This window comes from Acinetobacter sp. YH01007 (assembly GCF_013420425.1).
In the GTDB taxonomy this organism is placed as follows: Bacteria; Pseudomonadota; Gammaproteobacteria; order Pseudomonadales; family Moraxellaceae; genus Acinetobacter; species Acinetobacter towneri.
On the sequence record NZ_VOYC01000006.1, the window covers coordinates 117,375 to 138,543 of the forward strand.

Genomic DNA, 21,169 nt, shown 5'->3' on the forward strand with positions numbered 1-21,169 from the left:
TGTTCTCTAAGTCTTAAATTTATAGTTGAGAGCCAATAAAGAAATGTAAACGGATTGGATGGTTATCATCTGAAATACCAGAAGCCACATCAATCCGAATTGGGCCAATTGGTGATGCCCAACGTACCCCCAAACCTACGCTATATTCGGTGTCGTTGCTAAAGTCTTTATCGTAAGCATTACCAAAATCACTAAATACTGCTGCGCGCCACCCCTCTTTAAATTGATAGTTATATTCTAATGAACCAACCGCCAAAGCCTGACCTCCAATTTTAAAGCCTTCAATTTGTGGTGTTAAAGACTTGTAGTCAAAGCCACGTAAAGACTGGTCACCACCAGTAAAATAACGCAAATTATAAGGCACTTTATTAAAATCTTCGGTGTAGATATAACCTAAGTCACTGCGTCCGACAAACTGATGATCGTCATTTTCACCCAATGAATAAATAAAACGCCAACCTGCATTTAGAATGGCTAAATCTGCATCGCTGAGCAGTGATTCACTCCCCAGTTCTATTTTATAAATTTGGCGGAAACCTTTGCTTGGGTTAACACGACGGTTACTGTCGGTACGTGAGACTTCATAGCCAAGCAATAACGATTGTTGCTCGACATCACCATTGGCAATAAACGCATCAGGCACTTTTTCCAAAAATACAGTGCCATCTTCAGTTAAGCGATCCAGTCGATAACGCAAGCCAAAAGTATGTTGCCAACTGCCCATTGGGTTTTTAATCACACGGTCTACACCTGCAACCGCAGATTCAATCATCAAGCCGCCACCTTGTGCAACATCGTCACGTTCTTCACGCTCATAACCGCCAACCAACGCGACATAATCATTCAAGGGATGGTTATAAGGAATATTATAACGTCCATCAATGGCTTGACGAATTTGCGAAAGCTCCAAGTTGGCATCGAAAGAGTGACCACGTTTATTGACAATGGCACGGCGATATTGCCCACGCAAACGCACGCCTGTGTCAGTTCCAAAACCTGCACCGACTTCGGCACTATTTAAGCGGTCTGCATTTAAAGTCACAATCACAGGAATTTTTTTGTCGATACGTGCCTGTTGTTTTAAGCGCTCTTCTTCCGATTGTTTATCTTCTTGCTGTGCTTGTAGTATGCGCAGTTTATCATTACTGGTGCTTTCTTCTGTGCCAGCAAATTCAGCTTCGTTCACCACAGATTGCGTCACTTCCTGAGATGACGCCACCCGTTTTTGATCGACGACTGTGGCATCGTAAACTGAGATTTTTTGTTGATCGACCAAAGCCTGAATATCAGGTGGCAATTCCAAAGGATGCTCTACAGGATCAGGACGGATCGTATCAACTAAGGTGTAGTTGAAATAACGCGAGTTGGTGAGGTTATTGGCCAAACCATTTACACGCCAAAAAGTATAGTCAGCATTGTCCTGCCAAGTGACCATACTTTGCAGAATATCCATATCCAAAGGGAATTCTTGATTTGGATCGCTCATACGAAATTCAACATTTCCGAGTTTATAACGCTCGCCTGTTTCATAACGTAAATTGATATCGGCTGTATTTTGAGGTTGAGCGACTTTAACGTCATGCAAACGCCAGTAACTGTCAAAATAACCGTTATCTGAAGCGGCATCGGTAATTCGTTTTTTGGTTTGCTCATACAAACCATGATTAAACACATCATCTACTTCTTGATCAGGCAAGACACCAATAACCTGAAATTGTGCCTCGTATTGTCCTTCACCTGTAAATTCAATATTTTGCTGTTTAATCGCCACAGGTGGATTTGGCACAACCTGCACACGCACGCGGCTATCACTGAGTTTTTCAAACTTAAACTCGGCATTATAAAAACCCACCGCCTGCGCAGCCTGATTTGACAACGTACGCAGTTGCGGCAATGCCGATGGAAAATCTGCAAAAGACTCCTGGGTAAAACTGGACAGTTTGGCCTTAATATTGGCACTTAACTGATCTACCGCTGTACGATAAGCATCGGGCGATACCTCTCCAATTGAGTTTTGTGTACCATTGACACCATTTGCGGTAATGACCACATCTGCACTAATACGCGGCACTTTGGCTGTATTTAGCTCACGCGGTGGACGGACTTTATACAGTAAACGTCTGAAAAAACCGGATTTATCGGCATTTTCCACCTGCGTCATCCAGCCCAATTCAGCCATTAAGGTATCGTTAGGATTGGCTTCCACTACAAAATTACTGTCTGCCTGAATATTGGTTATGAGCCGATCGACATTTACAGGCGCTTGATCAATTTGCAGTAGCTCCTGCTGTGTTGCGTCTTTAACCAACGTTTCTGGCACTTGACCATTGCGGTCTAGCATCGCTTCTTGTTTGGCTTGTTCTGCCACCTGAAAAATTTCATTGGCAAGCCCCTGATCTACAGGTGCAATGGGTAAATCTTCTAAGTCTTCAAATTCGATAGGCTGAAATTCAGCAAAAGATGCCCCTGCCTGTTGTTGCTGTTGCAGCATTTCTAGACTATTAAATTCAGGTGTTTGCGCTTGCTCTAAAGCTTCTTCTATTTTTTGTAGATCTTGGGCACTGTCTTTACCTTGTGCTGCTGCCAGTTGTTTAATTTCTGCAGCTAAATTTTGTGCTTCTTCTGCAGTTGGAGTCTGTAGCGGTACAGGATTTTCAGCAAGCTGAGCGTTTGAATTGGGTACAGTAAGACTTTCTGCAAAACTTGAAGATGCAACTAAACCTAAAAACAGACTTAGTCCGAGCTTTTTCGGCATATTCCAGCATAAAATTGCATGCATACTGGAACACAGTACTGATTTTTTAAAGTTTGTATTTACAAGCATAAAAAACTCTAAACTGATTTAATTTTTATGGAAAAACCCCAATGAACCCGCGTACAAACACCAATTTATTTGATTTTTTCATCAGTGAAAAGACTTGAAACATCATACATGATTTTCTGTACTATTATATCAAGCGGTCACATTTCTTAATAAAACTAAACGAAGTTAATCACGCATGGAAAAAAATGAACATTTGTTGAGGAGTCGTCGCTTTTTGCCGACGTTTCTCACTCAATTTTTTGGCGCACTCAATGATAACGTGTATAAACAAGCGCTGCTTTTAGTCTTTACCTATGGTCTGATTAGCCAGCAATCTGCAAATGTCAGCACCTTGAACAATTTAGCAGCCTTGTTGTTTATTTTGCCGTATTTTATTTTTTCTGCCACCGCAGGGCAATTAGCAGACAAGTATGAACGTGCCCAATTGGTGCGTGCCATCAAACTGCTTGAAATTGTCATCATGCTGATTGGTACCGTTGGTTTTATTTTAGGAAATTTGTGGCTATTGCTGATTGCCTTATTTTTAATGGGCGCACAATCGACCTTTTTTGGCCCAATCAAATATGCCATTTTGCCTGAAGTACTCAAACCGCATGAACTGATGTCGGGCAATGCAATTTTCCAGTCAGGTACATCCATTGCAATTTTATTGGGGATGATTTTAGGCGGTGCAGTGATTTCGGTATCTGCAGGCAATTTAGTCTGGATTAGCTTAACTGTGGTGATTATTGCACTAATTGGTTATGCTTCAAGTCGTTTTGTGCTGACGCAGCGCGTCACGGCACCCGACATTCAAATTGACTGGAATTTTTTCCGTACCAGTTTCCAGACTTTAAAATATGCCAAAAGCCTGCCGATGATTTTTCTAATATTATTGGGCAATTCTTGGTATTGGTTTTATGGGGCAACGTATTTAACCCAAATTCCACAGCTCACTCAACAAAACTTGCATGCTTCTGAAAATGTGGTGAGTTTATTACTGACACTCTTTTCTGTCGGTATTGGCGTAGGTTCTTTGCTCTGCCGTAAAATAGGCGGTACCGAGGTCAATATTAAAATGGTGCCTATTGGCGCAGTCGGTTTAACCGTCTTTGCTTTTTATTTGGCAGGCACATTGGCTTTTGTACCAGAAAAAACAGGCGCACTACTGGGCTTAGCCGAAGTCTTTCAGCAAGGCTGGAGTTATTATCATGTCATGTGTGCAGTCACTTTACTGGGCATTAGTGGCGGTTTTTACATTGTGCCCTTGTATGCCATGATGCAAGCCTATTCCCCTCGCTCGCACCGCGCACGTGTGGTCGCAGCCAACAATATTTTAAATGCGGTATTTATGGTGTCATCTGCCATTTTTTCGATTTTAATTTTAAGCATTTTAAAAATTGATTTAAAAATTTTATTTAGTATTACGGCTGTTTTAAGTGCTGTTTTCACCTTTTGGCTCTTGTTAAAGCTCAAGCCAATGTTAGATACTGCACAGGACTCTTTGGAGGATTAATTTCATGCGTCATTACACAGGCATCGACAAGTTTATTCATTCATTTGACCAAGCCTTACGTAGTTTAGTACCTGGCACAACTTCGGCTCAACGTGAAAACCCGGGCAATACGGTTGAAACCAAATTGGCTGTGAGTGAAGCACGTCATGTTGCAGGCTTAATGCGAGTAAACCATAGTGGTGAAGTCTGTGCACAAGCCTTATATCACGGTCAGGCTTTAACTGCGAAATTGCCCAATGTACGTCGTGAAATGGAACAGGCTGCAATTGAAGAACAAGACCATTTGGCGTGGTGCGAAGACCGCTTAAAAGAGTTAGACAGTCACACCAGTTTGCTTAATCCTGTATGGTATGGCTTGTCTTTTGGGATGGGTGCAATTGCAGGTATTGCGGGCGATAAATACAGTTTGGGTTTTGTGGCAGAAACTGAACGTCAAGTCAGCTTGCATTTAGAACATCATATTAGCCAATTGCCTGAACAAGATGATCGTTCACGTAAAATTCTAGTCCAAATGAATGAAGATGAATTGCATCATCGCGATACGGCGCTCAAAGCAGGTGGTGTAGATTTGCCTGTACCTGTACGTTTGACCATGACTGCGATTTCCAAGCTCATGACCAAGACCAGTTATTATATTTAATGAATTGATAACACTTAAACGCTCACAATTGTGGGCGTTTTTTTATGTCATTGGAATAGAAAACATCTCGATTAAAACGATCAAAAAATAACAGAGAAAGAGCCGATTTTGAGTTATCCCAAGATTTATCCGCAGATTTTGTGGATAGTTTTTAAGTGCAAAGCCGTATAAATACAGAAAAATATTATTTTTGATGGTTTTTCATACAAACATATCAGCAAGATATGACACAATGATGTAAGCCGAAATCAGATCACGTTTCACAGCCAAAATTTAAAAATGCATCACTGATCTGCCAATTTTACTGGCTGATTTACTCTTCACAACTCACAATGGGATAGTCATGCGCAGAATGCACAAAAGCCTCATCTTGCCAAATATCCCACATTGGAATTTTAACATCTAAAGCAAGTGGCATTTTTTTCGGATTGAATTGCATTTGAGCTAAATTTTCACCCCACGCAATAATATCAATATCCAGCGGAATGTCATGCGATGGGCGCACACGCCCTGCTGCAACTTCCAATTCCTTAAGGATGACGTTTAGATGCTCAAAGCTTAAACGGCTTTTTAGCAAACAAGCAGAATTCCAATAGTCTGCACCAATCCCATCACGGCATGGAATCAGATAAATATGCGAAAATTGCACTTCACCCAATGCAGCAATTTGCTGATAGGCACTTTTAAACTGACGTGGTGCTTCGCAGTTACTCGCCAAAGCGAGAGCAAAAATCGTTTCGGTGGCGTTCAAGACGAATTCCTACAGAATTGGCTTCTGGAATAATGGCAGGTTTGCGAATGGTGATGGTAATGGATTCAACTGCGGCAAAAGTCGTAAAAAGTGCATCCAATACCAATTGTGCTGCATGCTCAATCAATTTGGGTGCAGCCTGCTGAATCACTTGCGCTGAAATGCTGCAAATTTCTGCATAATTGAGCGTGTCTTGCAACTCATCTGAAGCTGCAGCTTGGCTTAAATTGGTGGCAATGATCAAATCCAACATGAGTGGTTGTTGAATTTGACGCTCCCATGCAAAACAGCCGACGACTGTTTCCACCTTTAAGCCTTCAATGATAATTGCATCCATGACCACACTCTATATTTCATTTTAAATCCTTCTATCTCTGTCTATTGAAAGGGATATTTGCCGTATTTTAAAGCCACACTGAACTCATAAAACAAAAGATCGGTGGCTTTAAAATATGCAACCAGAAGGCTTGATTCGCCCAATATGGATAATTAATGCTTTAACAACAAATTCGGATCAATGCTTTGTACCATCTGCAATCGTTGATCGGCATAAATATCGGTATAAGGTGCTAAAACGCGCATGAAACGGTCAAAGTACAGCATTTGCTTGAACAGTAAAGCAAAGTCACGCGGGAAACGAATCCCATGACGCTCACCCACAGCAACCATATCGAGCATAATGTCATTTAAATCGGCAGGGTTAGAAGTCAGCAACTCTTGAGGATCGGTCAGCAATACGCCACTAAATAAACGCTCTAAATCTGCTGCCAAAACCTGAGTATCAATTTGCTTGTCGGTCATGCCCATTTTGAGCATATTTTCAGCCATAAGCGTGTAGTTGGTATTTTGTAGAGCATCCATAAAAGCCATACATGCAGTCCACACTTCAGGATTCAGCTGTCCAACAATACCAAAATCAATAAAGCCGACACGCCCATCTTCAAGCAACATCAGGTTGCCTGCGTGTAAATCGGCATGGAAACTGTTACACATCATCAAGCTACCAAACCATGTATTCATGGCAGTAATCAACACTTGCGATGGATCGTTAGATACTTGTTTCACCACGTCAAAATCGGTCAAAGGTACGCCATACAAACGCTGCATGGTCAATACGCGACGGGTGGAATATTGATGATAGACCTTAGGTGCAGTGGCTTTTGTATTTTGGGTTAAATTCAGATAATTAATAAAATCATCTAGGTTACGTGCTTCTTCAATAAAGTCGACTTCACGCACCATACGGGTTTTGATTTCTTCGACAATATCGGCCAATGACGCAAATTTGACTTTAGGTACAGCTTTTTCGAGCAGTTTAGTCGCCCAGTGCAAGACGTTTAAATCGGTATAGAGAATAGTTTCTACCCCCGGTTTTTGCACTTTAATCACCACATCTTCTCCACTTACCAATTTTGCAGCATGCACTTGTGCGATAGATGCTGAAGCTAAAGGCTTTTCATCTATTGAGGCAAATATTTCATCTAAATTGCGCCCTGCAAATTCAGATGCCAATACTTGCTGCACATAGCTAAACGGTAAAGTTGGAGTTTGGTCTAAACAACCTTGAAACTCTTCGACATATTCACGCGGGAACAATGACGGTGTACTGGCAATAAACTGCCCAAGTTTAATGTAGGTTGAACCTAAAGATTCAAATGTTTCGCGCATGAGTTTGGCATTACTTGGCTTTTCAGTGGCATATTTAATGCCTGCTTTGGCTGCCACTACGGCAGTTTCACCCATGCGAGCAACTGAACGTAAACCATCTAACCAGATATTATTTTTCATCATGTCTGAGTCATATTAAAGTAGTGAGAGTTTAACAAAAAATTGCCAAGTAAAAAGGCTATCTTGCCTGACAAACTGGACAGTTGTGGTCTTGATCAAACGACAATAAGCGTTGTTTCATGCTTAAACCATCCCAAAGTAATAGCTTTTGTTTCAGCGCGGTGTTGCCTAAACCCAAGTACAATAAGGCATGATGCGCTTGTAAACTGGCCATGACGTTGGGAGTGGTTGCCAATACGCCACTGTCAGCGCAGCGCAAACTTTCATTGGCATGTTGTTCTTTCGGGAACAGACATTCATAGCAAGCAGAATCACCTTCGACCATGAACATTTGCCCTTGAAAACCAATGGCAGAGGCACTGAGTAAAGGTACATTCAATTGTCGGCAATATTGATTGACCAAATATCGGGTACTGAAATTATCACAACCATCTAAAACTAGGTCTTGTTGGGCAACTAAAGTGCCTGCATTTTGCGCATCTAACAGCGTGGTTAAACAAACAATCTCGATATAAGGATTAATTTGCATTAATCTTTTTGCGAGAATTTCGGCCTTATAAAAGCCTAAATCTGCGGGGGTATAGGCGATTTGTCGTTGCAAATTACTGGTTTCAATCACATCAGCATCAATCAGAGTGATTTTTCCCACGCCTGCACGTGCAAGTAATTCTGCGCTTAAACAGCCAATCCCGCCACACCCAACAACAAGTACGTTGGCCAGTTTTAATTTTTCTTGGGCTTCAATATCCCAGCCATCCAATAAAATTTGTCGGCTATATAGATGCATTTCTGCATCGCTCAATTCCAACTGAGTATCGAATATGCTTTCCAAGAAAATGCCCTATTCTGCAAAACCAAAACGCCAAGTATAACGGGTATTCAAAGCAAACCGCCATGACGGCGGTTGAATTGTTGCGTATTTGAACAGATGGAGATGTGCAACGACTTGCTTAAAAGTGCATCCGCATGCCTACGTTATAAGTAACGCCATCGGCATCGCCTATATATTCATTATAATAGGCAATTCCACCATTCCAGTAACATGCCGTATTCCCGACTTTGTCTGAGGTTGTCCCATCTTTACAGGTGGTATTCGAGGTGCTGTCATATAACCATTTATAACCGGCAGTGGCGTAAATCGAGAAATCAGGAACAAAGTTCAAACCGACTTCTACGCCCACAGGTAAAGTGACAAAATTGACATCATTGGCAAGCAGCTTTGAACTTGCGCCGCTATAACCTAGACCTGCGTATGTATTGAAATAAAAACCATGATAGCTGATCAGGTTTAAATTCCCGCCCATATTGAATTCATAATAATCCAAATCGTATTCATTGTTTTTTAAGAATTCCAATCTGCCATAAAAACCTGAGCGATGTGGCGTGGTGGAAACACCCAAAGCAAAACCATCTAGTTCTACTGTATCGCCACTGTCAAAATCTGCTTCAAAATTGGCGTATTCGGCAAAGACTGCATAATTTTTTTGTGGCGTTTTTGCTGCTGGATAGCTGGAATAGGCTGTACTTTCAGCAGTTGGCGCTGGGTTCCAGTTTTGTGCATAACTGCCAGAGGCACACAACAGTAAAGCTGCGCCCATCCATATCGACTTCGTAAATATCCGCTTTGACGGCTGCGTGAAATTTAAATGAGCTGTTACCATGATGTTCTCCCCCAATATGTATTGCGCTGCCTACATGCTTTTATCGTAATCGAAGTACATGCAGCCTTGTTCATTGTGTCAGCATAAAGTTGAAAATATCACATCACCAATATGATGCACACATTTTCTATCGATTGAGTTCGTGCTTGCATAATCGGGTGGTTTAAATAAAGAATACAGATTTAAAAAAACGCCAATCTGTATGAATGGCGTTTTTCTTATGGCGCAATAATTAACAGGGCCTATTGGCTGAATTTAGCTCACTTTTTTAAAAGCATTTTGTTTTGCAATTTCTTGTTGCTTCAATAAATTACGCTGAATTTTTCCACTGGATGTTTTAGGCAAACTGCTGACAAATTCAATTTCTTTAGGATAGGCATGTTTCGATAAGCGTGAACGCACATACTGTTGCAGCTTTTCCTGCAATGCAGTGCTTGGTTGATATTGATTTTTTAACACCACAAAGGCTTTTACCACTTCTGTACGCTCTGGGTCTGGCTTACCAATTACTGCGGATTCAAGCACTTCCTCACATTCAAGCAAAGTACTTTCTACATCAAAAGGCCCGACACGATAACCCGAAGTTGTAATGACATCGTCTGCACGACCAATAAAATCAATCCCACCAAATTCATTTAAACGTACCGTATCACCCGTTAAATAATACTGTCCCACAAATGATTTACGGTCATCCCCATCGTAACCTTTGAACCACATTAAAGGCGATTGTGATTCATCCAGTGCAAGTGTGCCAATTTCGCCGTGAGCGACTTCCTGATGCTGTGCATTTAAAACCGCGAAACGATGTCCGGGAATAGCATAACCCGCAGAACCTACTTTTTTCTGATGTTCCAGTGCATGATGATTGGCAATCACCATCCCCAATTCGGTTTGTCCATATTGATCATAAATATTGACTTGTAAATCATGCTTAAACCAATGAATCACTTCTGGTGTGAGCGGCTCGCCTGCACTGCTAACCACACGCAGATGTCGTTGAATATCACCATCAAACTTTTCTTTAAAACCAAAGAACATTCTAAATGCGGTTGGTGAACCTGTTAAATTACTCACCTGATATTTACGGATAATTTCCAGTGCATGATCAACACTAAATGGACGTTCATCCATAATAATGCTATGCCCCAAACTCAGTGGCCCTGTAATACCGTAATACAAGCCATAAGCCCAACCAGGGTCGGCTAAATTCCAAAATGAATCTTCTGCTCTTAAATCGACTGCATGCTGCATATAACCTTTAAATGCCACAATGGCTTTTAAAGGCACAGGTACAGATTTAGCTAAACCCGTAGTGCCTGATGTAAACATCATCAGAAAATCATCTTCAAAACTGCGATACACGGTTTCAAAGTAAGTGTCTTGAGTGCTTAGAACTTGCCAAAAATCTGTATCATGGTTTTGAGCTTGATTTGCTGCGTCCACAGTTAAAATTTTCACATTAGACAAGGCATTTAGTTTTGGACGCTGCTCAGTATTGGTCACAATGAGCTGCGTCTTTGCAGTTTGAATACGGTGCTCAATCGCTTTAGATTCAAAGGCTGTAAATAAAGGCTGATACACTGCCCCAATGCGCCATGTGGCAAAAACCGTAATTAACAATTCAGGCGTACGCGGCAATAATCCTGCAATACAATCACCTGCTTTTAAGCCCAGTTGAGTAAAATAATTTGCCAATTTTCCAGATGCTTCTGCCAGTTGATCAAATGTCCACGATGCAGTTTGACCGTGTTTGCCTTCCCAAATTAAGGCAGTTTGTTGAGTACCCGTATAGCGTCCGCAACATTCTTCATAGGCATTAAGTGCCGTTGGCGTTCCTGCCAATTGGGTTTGAATCAGTTGCTCAATATCAAACTGTTGATATGCCTCTTGCAAAGTTTTCATTCTTTTAAGCTCCGTCTTAAACTGATGACACTGCAATTCATTTGCAGCAATATGCGTTATTGTTTTAACCGTTTTTACAAGTTAGGATTGAATCGCTCTTTAAAATTTAAATTAGGTTTGCTGTGTTGAAGTCGATCATGCAACGCAATCACGACATGATCTTCGCGTATTTTTCAATCAAGTTAGCTAAACATGATTTGAACATTTTCTCAATTTCCACATCCTGCAATAACCTTGCAAGCTTTGGACACCGACTAAAGTTTTAGATACTCAGCTTTAACGCTTAGTCACTTCACGTGCAATCACCAAACGCTGAATATCGGATGCACCTTCATAAATTTGGCTAACGCGCACATCGCGGTAAATACGTTCAACTGGGAAATCAGATACATAGCCATAGCCCCCATGTATTTGAATCGCATCTGAACACACACGCTCTGCCATGGTTGAAGCAAAAAGCTTGGCCATAGATGCTTCTTTTAAACACGGTAAGCCTGCATCTTTGAGGCTTGCGGCATGTAGAATAAGCTGTCGTGCAGCTTCAATCTGTGTTGCCATATCTGCCAAGCGAAACGCGACTGCCTGATGTTGCACAATTTCAACTCCAAAAGCTTTACGCTCATTGGCATAGTCCACGGCTGCATCTAAAGCTGCTCGCGCCATACCCACCGATTGCGCGGCAATACCAATACGCCCCGACTCTAAATTAGAGAGTGCAATTTTGTAGCCTTCACCTTCTTGCCCCAATAGGTTTTCTGCAGGAATACGGCAGTTTTCCAACACGATGGTGGCGGTATCGGAACAGTGCTGTCCCATTTTGTCTTCTAAACGTGCCACGATATAACCTGGTGTGTTCGTCGGGACTAAAAAGCAGGAAATGCCTTTTTTACCCGCAGTTTTGTCCGTTACAGCAAAAACTAAAGCAACATCTGCATATTTGCCTGTGGTGATAAACTGCTTGGTGCCATTTAAAACCCAATCCTCGCCATCTTTTTCAGCTTTACATTCAATCGCGCTGGCATCAGAGCCGACTTGTGGTTCAGTTAAACAAAAGCAGCCTAACCATTCGCCTGTTGCCAGTTTAGTTAAATATTTTTGTTTTTGCGCCTCTGTGCCGTAGCGTTGTGTAATTCCGCATGGCAATGAGTTTTGCACACTCACAATCGTTGAAATTGCACCATCACCCGCAGCAATTTCTTCTAAGGCTAAAACGAGAGATACATAATCTAAACCTGCACCGCCCCATTCTTCTGCAACGGTCATGCCCAAAGCACCTAGCTCACCCAGTTCTTTTAACTCCTTTGCAGGGAATTCAGCAGTTTTATCACGTGCCGCTGCAGTTGGTTTAAGCTTTTCCTGTGCATAACTGCGCAGCATATCCTGAATCATTTTTTGTTCATGGCTTAAAATCATGGTGACCCTCTGTTTATATGGTAGATGTTGTTTTTGTCAGGAATGCGCGCAACATCCTTGTGCTGTATTGCAACGGTTTTTTAGTATCCAGTTTTTCAATACTTGAATTTTTGCTTAGGCTATTTTATGGATATAGCATCGTCATAACTTATTTCGGTTGCATACGAATTGCGCCATCCAAACGAATCACTTCACCGTTTAAATAACCATTTTCAAAAATATGACCCACCAATTGCGCAAATTCTTCAGGCTTTGCCAAACGTGGTGGAAATGGCACCATTTGCCCTAAAGCATCTTGCACATGCTGTGGAAATGCTTTCAGCATCGGGGTTTCCATAATACCGGGGGCAATCGTCATCACCCGAATGGCTTCACGTGCCAATTCACGTGCCAAAGGCAGCGTCATCCCCACAATTGCACCTTTCGATGCAGAATACGCACTTTGTCCAATCTGCCCATCAAATGCTGCAACCGAAGCAGTATTCACAATCACACCACGCTCTTCTTCATCGGCGGCTAAGTCATATTTCGCCATCAGTTGTGCCGCAAAACGGATCATATTAAAACTGCCCGTGACATTAATATTCAGCACTTTTTGGAACATTGCCAAATCATGCAAACCATCACGTCCCAAGACTTTAGCAGACGGTGCAATGCCTGCACAATTCACCAAGCCATTTAACTGTCCGTATTTTTGCTCAATATGGTTAAAAAGCTGCTGTACTTGGTTTTCATCGGTCACGTCTACAGCTACGAAGTCTGCATTTTCGCCCAATTGCTGTTGAAGCTGCTGCCCAAGTTCTTGATTCATATCAACCAAAATAACTTTTGCACCTTGCGCAACTAAATGTTGTGCAGTCGCAGCGCCTAAACCCGATGCACCACCCGTGACCACACAGACTTTTCCTTGAATTTTCATTTTATTTTCCTTATAAATTTTCAGGTTGATACAACTTAAGAAACAGATTAATCACACTCAAGCTAGAGTACAATTTCCAAACCCTGCATCGACTATGATGTATTTGAACACTCAACTTGTAAATGGAATACCACGCCATCCCATGAATGCAACTCAGCTCACTTACAGCAAAGGTACAATTTCAATTGCTTTAGTCCATGAAGCTTTGCATACTGCACAGCAACGCGGTATGGATACGCATGCGATTTTGCAGACGGCGGGTATTCCTGCAGAGCTGTTACATTCCAACAAAGCGAGGGTGTCAATTCTGCAATATGGTCAATTGTGGATTGCACTGGCAGATGCCATGAACGATGAATTTTTTGGCATGGACAGCCATGCTATGCGTCGTGGCAGTTATCAACTCTTGTCTAAATGGGTGTACCAAGCAGAGCATTTAAAGGCCGCATTACAGGACATTTTAAATTTCTTTAATTTAATACTGGATGATTTTTCAGGTGAATTAAACGTAGATGGTGAATATGCAATCTTAACCATTCACGATAAAGATCAAGTGAAACCGATGTTTAGTTATGCCACTTATTTAATGCTGATTCATGGCTTGATGTGCTGGCTGACAGGACAACGTATCGCTATTTTAAACATGCAACTCAAATGTGCTGCCCCGCAGGATGATGCTGATTATCGTGTCCGTTTCTGTGATGAAATTGAATATGCGTGTACAGCGCATAAGATTTATTTTGAGGCAAAACATCTTGATTTAAAAATCAAGCAGGATAAAAAAAGTTGGAAACGCTTTTTAAAACAAACACCTTTTAACCTTTTGGTGCGTTATAAAAACCCACATGCGCTGAGTCATAAAATCCGTAAACAATTAATGCGATTGCCGCCGAGTGAGTGGTTAGAACTGAACGAATTAACCCAACATTTCAATATGTCTGAAGCGACGTTCCAACGGCGTTTAAAGCAGGAAGGCACCAGCTATCAGCAATTAAAAAATGAAATCCGTCGAGATACGGCAATTGAATTGTTGAGCAAAACCCAACAATCACTTCAGGAAATTAGCGATCAATTAAATTTCCATGATCCTAGCGCTTTTCATCGTGCCTTTAAAAAATGGACTGGGGTCAATCCTGGTGCATATCGACAATATACCGAAAGCTCATAATTGAAAGCTCATAATTGCGTGACTTATCACCTACTACTCAGCCACTATTTTGTGTATTTTACAAACAACTTAATTATAAAAGAAAACTCATCGCTGTGATTTCAAGGTTGAGCAGTGAACTGGACGTTCATCGGCACTGCATTGTCAAAGTATTAAATTTAGTTTACTTTTCAATCAATTTAAAGCATAAATTTTATGCAATTCGGCTGTCATACTCCCCCTGTAATATTAAATGTACGAGCATCTTTGGAGGTTTCCCCATGCTTAAGATGATGGATGTACTTGAACACAATCTAGTTCAAAATTTCTCTCACTCCCTCAACCAAGCTTCTGACCAATTAGATGAATTACTCAATCAAAGTATTCTAAATACCTCAGAAGAACAGTTACGCAATGTCATGTCTGCGTTTTTCAAACGTGAAGATGCACTTGAAGCAGCGCAAGCCCTAGATATTTGCCAAGAAGATTTACAATCTTTACAAGCAGGTTTAGCACTCAAAGATGAACACCTGTGCGATACCGCTAAAATTGTTGCACTATGTTTAGCTTTAGAAACAGACAGTTTGGCACAAGTTGAAATTCCAGACTGTTTGCAAGATTACCCGATGTAAGCTAAAACTTTGAGCATTCAGTTGCTGAAAGTATTTAAAAAGTGATGTCTTCATGGCATCACTTTTTTATTGGCTGTTGCAATAATAAATAAGAAAAATTGACTTTAAGCCGCTTGCTGCTTTTTGAATCAAAAGCTAGCTATCATCTTGCCAAGCGTTGTTTGTCTATGAAACACTAAGGACAACTTCAAGGATGCATCAAGATGATTATTCGCAATAAAAACAACAGTTTTACCCTACTGTTTGCATGGTATGGGACAATTTTACCCACGGTCTTACCTGCACTTGCAATTGTGGTCTTCCTTTCTACGGTCTTAGTGTATTTGTCTTCTCACCACTTTTTTCAAGTGCCGAGCGTACCAGCCATTGGCTTTACCATTTTCGGTATTATTTTGTCTATTTTCCTCAGTTTTAGAAATAACGCCAGTTATGAACGTTGGTGGGAAGGTCGAAAATTGTGGGGGACGTTAATTGCAACATCACGGCATATTTCACGTGACTCATACGTACTGCCAGATCAACAGCGTCGGGTCTTGATGTATCGGGTCATGTTGTTTAGTAATTTATTGCGTAACCGTTTACGCAATCAAAACCAACCTATCGATTTTTATCAAAACAAAGTCAACCTCACATCTGCAGATTATGAAGCATTATTTCCGCATATTAATGCCGCACAGTTTATTTTAGAAAGCATTCAAAAAGAGTTAGTCAGCGCACTGAAAACAGGTGAAATTTCCGATATTATTTATCAAGGCTTGAATCAACATATTGTTGAATTGGGTAATGTGCAAGCAGGTTGCGATCGAATTCTCAGCACACCCTTGCCTTTTTCTTATTCAGTCTTGTTGCACCGCACTGTGTATTGCTTCTGCTTTATTCTGCCTTTTAGTTTAGAAGCAAGTTTAGGAATCTGGACACCAATTTTGGTGGGTTTAATTGCCTATTTATTCTTAGGTTTAGATGCTCTCAGCGAACAACTTGAAGAACCTTTTGGCCTGCAAGACAATGATTTACCGCTCAACTCCATGGTGCGATTAATTGAACGGGAAATGCTGAGTTCACTTGGCGAAGAACTGCCACCTGCAATTTTGGCAGTGAAAGGCAACCTAAGCTGACATCAGTTGAGTTGAGGCTCATAAATTGGTCTTGCACTTAAACTTTGCTAATCATTCGTCTATGTTTGCAAGCTGATAAATAGATCTCACAAGATTTTTAACTGATATAACACATCAGCCAGCAAGCCATTGTGCTAAAGTCACCCGATCATTGCCTGCATAATCTTTGACTGTACGAATGTCAGAAAAACCGTGTTCTGCAAAAATCGCTTGCACTGCTAAAGCTTGGTCATAGCCATGCTCTAGTGCAATCCATCCATTTGCTTTCAGCCAGTGCTTACCCTGCGAAATAATCTGCAGAATATCTGCCAAACCCTGATCTGCTGCCACCAATGCACGTTCAGGCTCTGCTGCCAAAGCAGACATGTGTGCATCATTAGCATCTATATACGGCGGATTAGATACAATTAAATCAAAACGTGGCTCGGCTGCTGAACCCAATGCCTCAAACCATGCACCACAGGCAAATTGCACCTGATTTAAAGCATGCTTGCTTGCATTTTCTTGAGCAACTGCAAGCGTTGGCAGGTAAATATCGGTTGCGGTTACCTGCCAATCTGGACGTTCAGATGCTAAAGCCAAAGCAATCGCCCCTGTACCTGTGCCTAAATCGACAATTACAGCATCACGTTGTAATGACAAAGCCAACACAGTTTCGACCAAAACCTCGGTATCAGGACGTGGCACCAAAGTATCGTGCGTGACTTTTAAATCCAGTGTCCAAAATGGCTGTGAACCTGTGATATACGCCAAAGGCTCGCCTGCTGCTATACGTGCCAAAGCCTGCACATACATCTGCTCTTGCGCGGCACTCAATTCCTGATCTGCACGATATTTTAATTCAAGCGCACTGAGTCCTAAAAAATGCTCTAACAACCAAATATTTTCTTGACGCTCATAGCTATCGACTTCACCACGTAGCGCCAAGGCTTGTGCAATATTCATTAACCACCGTTTTGCTGAGCAAGCATCGCCAACTGATCTGCCTGATATTCACGATGCAGACTATCTAGTAGTTCAGTTAAATCACCTTCCATCACCGCATCCAACTTATATAAAGTCAGGTTAATACGATGATCTGTCATACGTCCTTGCGGATAGTTATAGGTACGAATACGCTCAGAACGGTCACCCGAACCCACCAAATCACGACGCATTTCTGAAGTTGCTGCATCTGCTGCAGCACGTTTGGCATTTTCCAAACGTGATGCCAACAACGCCATCGCTTTCGCTTTGTTTTTATGCTGTGAACGCTCTTCCTGACATTCCACCACAGTACCCGTCGGAATGTGGGTTATACGCACTGCAGAGTCGGTTTTGTTAACGTGCTGACCACCCGCACCCGAAGCACGATAGGTATCGATACGCAAATCGGCAGGGTTAATATCTACCGTGGTGTCTACATCTACTTCAGGTAAAATTGCCACAGTACACGCTGATGTATGCACACGACCTTGCGATTCAGTCGCAGGAACACGTTGCACACGATGTGCGCCACTTTCAAACTTCAAACGACCATACACGCCTTCGCCATTCACCAAGCAAATGACTTCTTTATATCCGCCGTGTTCACCTTCATTTTCAGATAAAATTTCGATTCTCCAGCCCTGACTTTCGGCATATTTGCTATACATGCGGAATAAGTCACCCGAAAAAATCGCAGCTTCATCGCCCCCAGTCCCTGCACGAATCTCCAAATAAGCCGAGTTAGCATCATTCGGGTCTTTTGGAATCATTAAAATATTTAAATCAGCTTCAAGTTGCTGAATTAGGGCTTTATTGTCTTTAATTTCTTCTTGCGCCATTTCCTTAAAATCAGGATCAGACAACATTGCTTCGGCTGTTTCAATATCGGCTTCAGCTTGTGTGTATTGTGACCACACTGCCGTAATTTCGTCTAAATCACTGTGTTCGCGTGATAATTGACGAAAACGCTTGTTATCTGAAATCACTTCAACATCTGCCAACAAAGCAGTCAATTCTTCATGGCGGTCAGAAAGCTGATCTAATCGTAAACGTAACGATTCTTTCATTGTTTAAAAAATCTCAATGCAAAGGCTGTTACATGCAACACGCAGCACAGCGAAATAAAAAATTGCGCATAGTTTACCGATTCTACCACCCAAATAACATCATTATTAAGTCTGTACGATGTTTGAAATGCCTATCTGCAGATGTTCTAGCAGTATTTCTGCTTGATGATGCTGTGCATTGCGGTGAATGTACAACTCACCAAGTACCGCAATTAGCATCCGCATTTGGACATTTTTTTAGCAATTTTAATCAAACTCATACAAAGCCCACACCAAAGAACACCAATCTCGTCTGCACTCTCCACATTTTAAAAGCGGCGCTTTGTTAAATTGAGCCCATCAAAATTGATCATAAATAAGTCCTGTAAATGGACATGGAGTTCAACATGAAACTTAATGCAATGTTAATGACAGCAGCTTTAGCCACAGCTTCAATGCTCAGTGCCAACGTTTATGCAGACAATACTACGCGCGTTGCCGCAGCCAGTGCTTTAGGCAGTGTTGCAGGTACAGCTATTGGTAAAAATATGGGTGGTACTACGGGTGCAACACTAGGCGCTGCCTTAGGCGGTGCTGGTGGTGCAGCCGTGGCGAGTGATAAGCGTCATCGTACTGAATCTGCAATTGGTGGTGCTTTGGGTGGTGGTGCGGGTTATACCGTAGGTAAAAATATGGGCGGTACCAATAGTGGTTATATTGGTTCAGCTTTAGGTGCAGCAGGTGGTGCAGCACTCGGCAATAAAATCTCGAAAGATAAAGAATATGACCGCTATCAAGAACGTAAATGGAAGAAAAAACGCAACCGTCGTTAATCTTGAACGATAGGCATAGAGCAGCAAAAAAGCATCAACACAGGTTTGATGCTTTTTTATAGGATTAATTTTTCTTCATATATCAGTTCAAAAAAACGACCATAATCAATATGAAGAAATTTAGCAGTGCAATTACAAAGTCTTTACTAAACTTTGCAGATTTACCTCATTGCCCTTCACGATCTTTGCCATCTGTTTCTATATCTTCATTACAAAACATATTAATCAATATTTGGAGCATCCGCATGAAACTTAATCGTATTTTATTGGGTAGCGTTATCGCAAGTTCTGCCTTGCTTATGAGCACTGCGCATGCGAACGATACACGTGTTGCCGTAAGTTCTGCCTTGGGTGGTGCTGTCGGAGCAGCAATTGGTCAACAAATGGGTGGACAAACAGGCGCGATGATTGGTTCAGCCATTGGTGGTGCGGGCGGTGCTGCAGCTTCTGCCAATAAACGTGACCGTAACGGTGCCATGATTGGTGCTGCCTTGGGCGGTGCAGGTGGATATAGCGTTGGTCGCAATATGGCAGGCAACAATGGTGGCTATGTCGGTGCAGGACTCGGTTCTGCAGGTGGTGCAGTATTAGGTCAAAAAGTTAGCGAAGACCGTCGAGATGACCGCTATGACAACAAACACTACGCTGATCGTTATGACCGCCGCTATGATAGCCGTGGCTATCGCTACAATGACTACCGTTATAATGACCGTTACCGCAAAGACAATGGCTTACATTTAGGTCACTATAAAAATGGTAAACGTCGTTAATTTCTCACGATACTTCTAACATCTTCAGCACCTTCGGGTGCTTTTTATTTACTGGTAACTTTTTTGGATAAATATTTTTATGAAGCATGCTTTTTTGATGAATGTCATGCGTTATTAAGTGGCAATATCCCATACCCCACCCATATATCGAAAATTTTCGATATACAAAATCAGTGCAGCGTCGTATGATAAAACTCTCTTTAATCAAGCTGGAATAAATGATGCGTTCCCTGCAAGACACAAAATTTGCCATTCTTGAACTCGCACCTGTACGTGATGATCAATCAGTACAGTTTTCACTGCATCATGCACTTGAATTAGCACGACACGCAGAACAACTCGGCTATGACCGTTTGTGGTTGGCGGAACATCATAATATGGATGGCATTGCCAGCTCAGCAACCGCAGTTCTTTTGGGTTATTTATTAGCAAATACGCAAAAAATTAAACTCGGTTCTGGCGGTATTATGCTCCCCAACCACGCACCGTTAGTGGTCGCTGAACAGTTTGGAACTTTAGCGACTTTATATCCTAACCGTATTGAACTCGGTTTAGGTCGCGCACCAGGCACAGATCAAGTGACCATGCGTGCGCTGCGTCGTGGGCGACAGGACACTGAAGATCAATTTCCGCAAGATGTTTTAGAAATTTTGCATTACTTTAAAGATGCTGAACCACGACAACGTATTGTTGCTACGCCAGGACAAGGGACACACGTTCCTGTATGGTTGCTTGGTTCAAGTTTATTTAGCGCACAACTTGCTGCAAAATTAGGACTACCCTACTCATTTGCCTCACACTTCGCCCCGCGTATGCTTGCTCAAGCCATTCAGTTATATCGTGACAATTTTGAGCCTTCAGAATATTTAGAGCGGCCTTATGTGTCTATGGGTGTGCCAACAGTGGTTGCAGATACCGACCAAGAAGCAGAATTTTTGGCGACTAGTGCCTATCAGCGTGTTTTAGGTTTAATGCGTGGACAAAGCCTAAAACTCAAAGCTCCTGTCGAAAGTATGGAAGGTTTGTGGTCGCCTGCAGAAAAAATGTCCGTCGATAGTTTTTATGGCATGGCACAAATTGGTTCTAAGGCTACAGTCAAAGCAGGATTAGAAAACTTATTGGCAAAGTATGATGTCGATGAGTTTATTTTTTCCTGTGATATCTATGACACAGAAAAACGCTTATACAACTTTGATTTACTCATGCAAATGAAGAAAAATATTTAATTCATTCAACACACCTTACAGCCAAATCAAGGGCTGTAAGG

19 protein-coding genes are annotated in these 21,169 nt (G+C 41.8%); 8 read left to right on the forward strand and 11 right to left on the reverse strand.

The features are described 5' to 3' along the window. Positions 1–19: 19 nt before the first annotated feature. The gene (locus FTT74_RS04855) at positions 20–2,824 is read right to left on the reverse strand and encodes an autotransporter assembly complex family protein (RefSeq protein WP_179988642.1); all 2,805 of its coding nucleotides are present in this window, start codon (positions 2,822–2,824) and stop codon (positions 20–22) included. Positions 2,825–2,999: 175 nt separating this feature from the next. Between FTT74_RS04855 and FTT74_RS04860 the strand changes: the two genes are divergently transcribed. Together FTT74_RS04860 and coq7 are read left to right on the forward strand one after the other, a co-directional pair. Beyond that, the gene (locus tag FTT74_RS04860) at positions 3,000–4,319 is read left to right on the forward strand and encodes an MFS transporter (protein ID WP_167846059.1); all 1,320 of its coding nucleotides are present in this window, start codon (positions 3,000–3,002) and stop codon (positions 4,317–4,319) included. Positions 4,320–4,323: 4 nt separating this feature from the next. After that, positions 4,324–4,959: a 2-polyprenyl-3-methyl-6-methoxy-1,4-benzoquinone monooxygenase gene (gene coq7, locus FTT74_RS04865; protein ID WP_004973212.1), complete on the forward strand. Its 636-nt coding sequence runs from the start codon at positions 4,324–4,326 to the stop codon at positions 4,957–4,959. A gap of 313 nt (positions 4,960–5,272) precedes the next feature. Here the strand turns inward: coq7 and FTT74_RS04870 are convergent, their stop codons facing one another. The 8 genes from FTT74_RS04870 to FTT74_RS04905 form a co-directional block, all read right to left on the reverse strand. Continuing rightward, positions 5,273–5,710 carry a 2-amino-4-hydroxy-6-hydroxymethyldihydropteridine diphosphokinase gene (locus FTT74_RS04870; protein ID WP_167846061.1) on the reverse strand — a complete coding sequence of 146 codons (438 nt, stop codon included), beginning with the start codon at positions 5,708–5,710 and terminating at the stop codon, positions 5,273–5,275. Continuing rightward, complete coding sequence (gene folB, locus FTT74_RS04875) at positions 5,667–6,047, reverse strand: dihydroneopterin aldolase (protein WP_019838257.1); 381 nt, start codon at positions 6,045–6,047, stop codon at positions 5,667–5,669. The genes FTT74_RS04870 and folB overlap by 44 nt, the downstream gene beginning before the upstream one ends. A 152-nt stretch (positions 6,048–6,199) precedes the next feature. Beyond that, on the reverse strand, positions 6,200–7,498 hold the full coding sequence (locus FTT74_RS04880) for an AarF/ABC1/UbiB kinase family protein (protein ID WP_179988660.1): 1,299 nt from the start codon (positions 7,496–7,498) through the stop codon (positions 6,200–6,202). A 58-nt stretch (positions 7,499–7,556) separates the two neighbouring features. After that, entirely contained in the window at positions 7,557–8,285 is a 729-nt protein-coding gene (locus FTT74_RS04885) for a HesA/MoeB/ThiF family protein (RefSeq protein ID WP_096900943.1), read from the reverse strand. 163 nt (positions 8,286–8,448) lie between these two features. Beyond that, positions 8,449–9,159 carry a hypothetical protein gene (locus FTT74_RS04890; protein ID WP_004973205.1) on the reverse strand — a complete coding sequence of 237 codons (711 nt, stop codon included), beginning with the start codon at positions 9,157–9,159 and terminating at the stop codon, positions 8,449–8,451. 255 nt (positions 9,160–9,414) lie between these two features. Continuing rightward, complete coding sequence (locus FTT74_RS04895; protein ID WP_131260808.1) at positions 9,415–11,061, reverse strand: AMP-binding protein; 1,647 nt, start codon at positions 11,059–11,061, stop codon at positions 9,415–9,417. 276 nt (positions 11,062–11,337) lie between these two features. Then, on the reverse strand, positions 11,338–12,474 hold the full coding sequence (locus FTT74_RS04900) for an acyl-CoA dehydrogenase family protein (protein ID WP_004973203.1): 1,137 nt from the start codon (positions 12,472–12,474) through the stop codon (positions 11,338–11,340). Positions 12,475–12,622: 148 nt separating this feature from the next. Then, the gene (locus FTT74_RS04905) at positions 12,623–13,393 is read right to left on the reverse strand and encodes a 3-hydroxyacyl-CoA dehydrogenase (protein WP_004973201.1); all 771 of its coding nucleotides are present in this window, start codon (positions 13,391–13,393) and stop codon (positions 12,623–12,625) included. A gap of 142 nt (positions 13,394–13,535) precedes the next feature. Between FTT74_RS04905 and FTT74_RS04910 the strand changes: the two genes are divergently transcribed. The 3 genes from FTT74_RS04910 to FTT74_RS04920 all read left to right on the forward strand — a co-directional run bounded on the left by FTT74_RS04910 (position 13,536) and on the right by FTT74_RS04920 (position 16,287). Further along, a complete protein-coding gene (locus FTT74_RS04910; protein WP_178865887.1) occupies positions 13,536–14,561 on the forward strand; it encodes an AraC family transcriptional regulator in 1,026 nt (341 codons plus the stop codon). A 260-nt stretch (positions 14,562–14,821) separates the two neighbouring features. After that, complete coding sequence (locus FTT74_RS04915; protein ID WP_104852119.1) at positions 14,822–15,172, forward strand: hypothetical protein; 351 nt, start codon at positions 14,822–14,824, stop codon at positions 15,170–15,172. 203 nt (positions 15,173–15,375) lie between these two features. Then, positions 15,376–16,287 carry a bestrophin family protein gene (locus FTT74_RS04920; RefSeq protein WP_004973196.1) on the forward strand — a complete coding sequence of 304 codons (912 nt, stop codon included), beginning with the start codon at positions 15,376–15,378 and terminating at the stop codon, positions 16,285–16,287. A 114-nt stretch (positions 16,288–16,401) separates the two neighbouring features. Here FTT74_RS04920 and prmC read toward each other — a convergent pair whose 3' ends face one another. Further along, positions 16,402–17,232 (reverse strand): peptide chain release factor N(5)-glutamine methyltransferase, encoded by an 831-nt coding sequence (gene prmC / locus FTT74_RS04925; protein ID WP_131260809.1) that lies wholly within the window; start codon positions 17,230–17,232, stop codon positions 16,402–16,404. Further along, positions 17,232–18,320 (reverse strand): peptide chain release factor 1, encoded by a 1,089-nt coding sequence (prfA, locus tag FTT74_RS04930; RefSeq protein ID WP_004973192.1) that lies wholly within the window; start codon positions 18,318–18,320, stop codon positions 17,232–17,234. Before prfA ends, prmC begins: the two co-directional genes overlap by 1 nt. 386 nt (positions 18,321–18,706) lie before the next feature. Between prfA and FTT74_RS04935 the strand changes: the two genes are divergently transcribed. The 3 genes from FTT74_RS04935 to FTT74_RS04945 all read left to right on the forward strand — a co-directional run bounded on the left by FTT74_RS04935 (position 18,707) and on the right by FTT74_RS04945 (position 21,128). After that, positions 18,707–19,132, forward strand: coding sequence for a hypothetical protein (locus FTT74_RS04935; RefSeq protein ID WP_179988643.1), 426 nt, complete (start codon positions 18,707–18,709; stop codon positions 19,130–19,132). A gap of 245 nt (positions 19,133–19,377) precedes the next feature. Further along, a complete protein-coding gene (locus FTT74_RS04940) occupies positions 19,378–19,902 on the forward strand; it encodes a hypothetical protein (protein ID WP_179988644.1) in 525 nt (174 codons plus the stop codon). A gap of 221 nt (positions 19,903–20,123) precedes the next feature. Next, positions 20,124–21,128, forward strand: coding sequence for an LLM class flavin-dependent oxidoreductase (locus tag FTT74_RS04945; RefSeq protein ID WP_179988661.1), 1,005 nt, complete (start codon positions 20,124–20,126; stop codon positions 21,126–21,128). Positions 21,129–21,169: the final 41 nt, after the last annotated feature.

Coding starts and splice junctions, on each gene's coding strand:
- FTT74_RS04855 (WP_179988642.1), bottom strand. CDS start 2,824: ATGCTTGTAAATACAAACTTTAAAAAATCAGTACTGTGTTCCAGTATG.
- FTT74_RS04860 (WP_167846059.1), top strand. CDS start 3,000: ATGGAAAAAAATGAACATTTGTTGAGGAGTCGTCGCTTTTTGCCGACG.
- coq7 (WP_004973212.1), top strand. CDS start 4,324: ATGCGTCATTACACAGGCATCGACAAGTTTATTCATTCATTTGACCAA.
- folB (WP_019838257.1), bottom strand. CDS start 6,047: ATGGATGCAATTATCATTGAAGGCTTAAAGGTGGAAACAGTCGTCGGC.
- FTT74_RS04880 (WP_179988660.1), bottom strand. CDS start 7,498: ATGAAAAATAATATCTGGTTAGATGGTTTACGTTCAGTTGCTCGCATG.
- FTT74_RS04885 (WP_096900943.1), bottom strand. CDS start 8,285: ATGCATCTATATAGCCGACAAATTTTATTGGATGGCTGGGATATTGAA.
- FTT74_RS04890 (WP_004973205.1), bottom strand. CDS start 9,159: ATGGTAACAGCTCATTTAAATTTCACGCAGCCGTCAAAGCGGATATTT.
- FTT74_RS04895 (WP_131260808.1), bottom strand. CDS start 11,061: ATGAAAACTTTGCAAGAGGCATATCAACAGTTTGATATTGAGCAACTG.
- FTT74_RS04900 (WP_004973203.1), bottom strand. CDS start 12,474: ATGATTTTAAGCCATGAACAAAAAATGATTCAGGATATGCTGCGCAGT.
- FTT74_RS04905 (WP_004973201.1), bottom strand. CDS start 13,393: ATGAAAATTCAAGGAAAAGTCTGTGTGGTCACGGGTGGTGCATCGGGT.
- FTT74_RS04910 (WP_178865887.1), top strand. CDS start 13,536: ATGAATGCAACTCAGCTCACTTACAGCAAAGGTACAATTTCAATTGCT.
- FTT74_RS04915 (WP_104852119.1), top strand. CDS start 14,822: ATGCTTAAGATGATGGATGTACTTGAACACAATCTAGTTCAAAATTTC.
- FTT74_RS04920 (WP_004973196.1), top strand. CDS start 15,376: ATGATTATTCGCAATAAAAACAACAGTTTTACCCTACTGTTTGCATGG.
- prmC (WP_131260809.1), bottom strand. CDS start 17,232: ATGAATATTGCACAAGCCTTGGCGCTACGTGGTGAAGTCGATAGCTAT.
- prfA (WP_004973192.1), bottom strand. CDS start 18,320: ATGAAAGAATCGTTACGTTTACGATTAGATCAGCTTTCTGACCGCCAT.
- FTT74_RS04935 (WP_179988643.1), top strand. CDS start 18,707: ATGAAACTTAATGCAATGTTAATGACAGCAGCTTTAGCCACAGCTTCA.
- FTT74_RS04940 (WP_179988644.1), top strand. CDS start 19,378: ATGAAACTTAATCGTATTTTATTGGGTAGCGTTATCGCAAGTTCTGCC.
- FTT74_RS04945 (WP_179988661.1), top strand. CDS start 20,124: ATGCGTTCCCTGCAAGACACAAAATTTGCCATTCTTGAACTCGCACCT.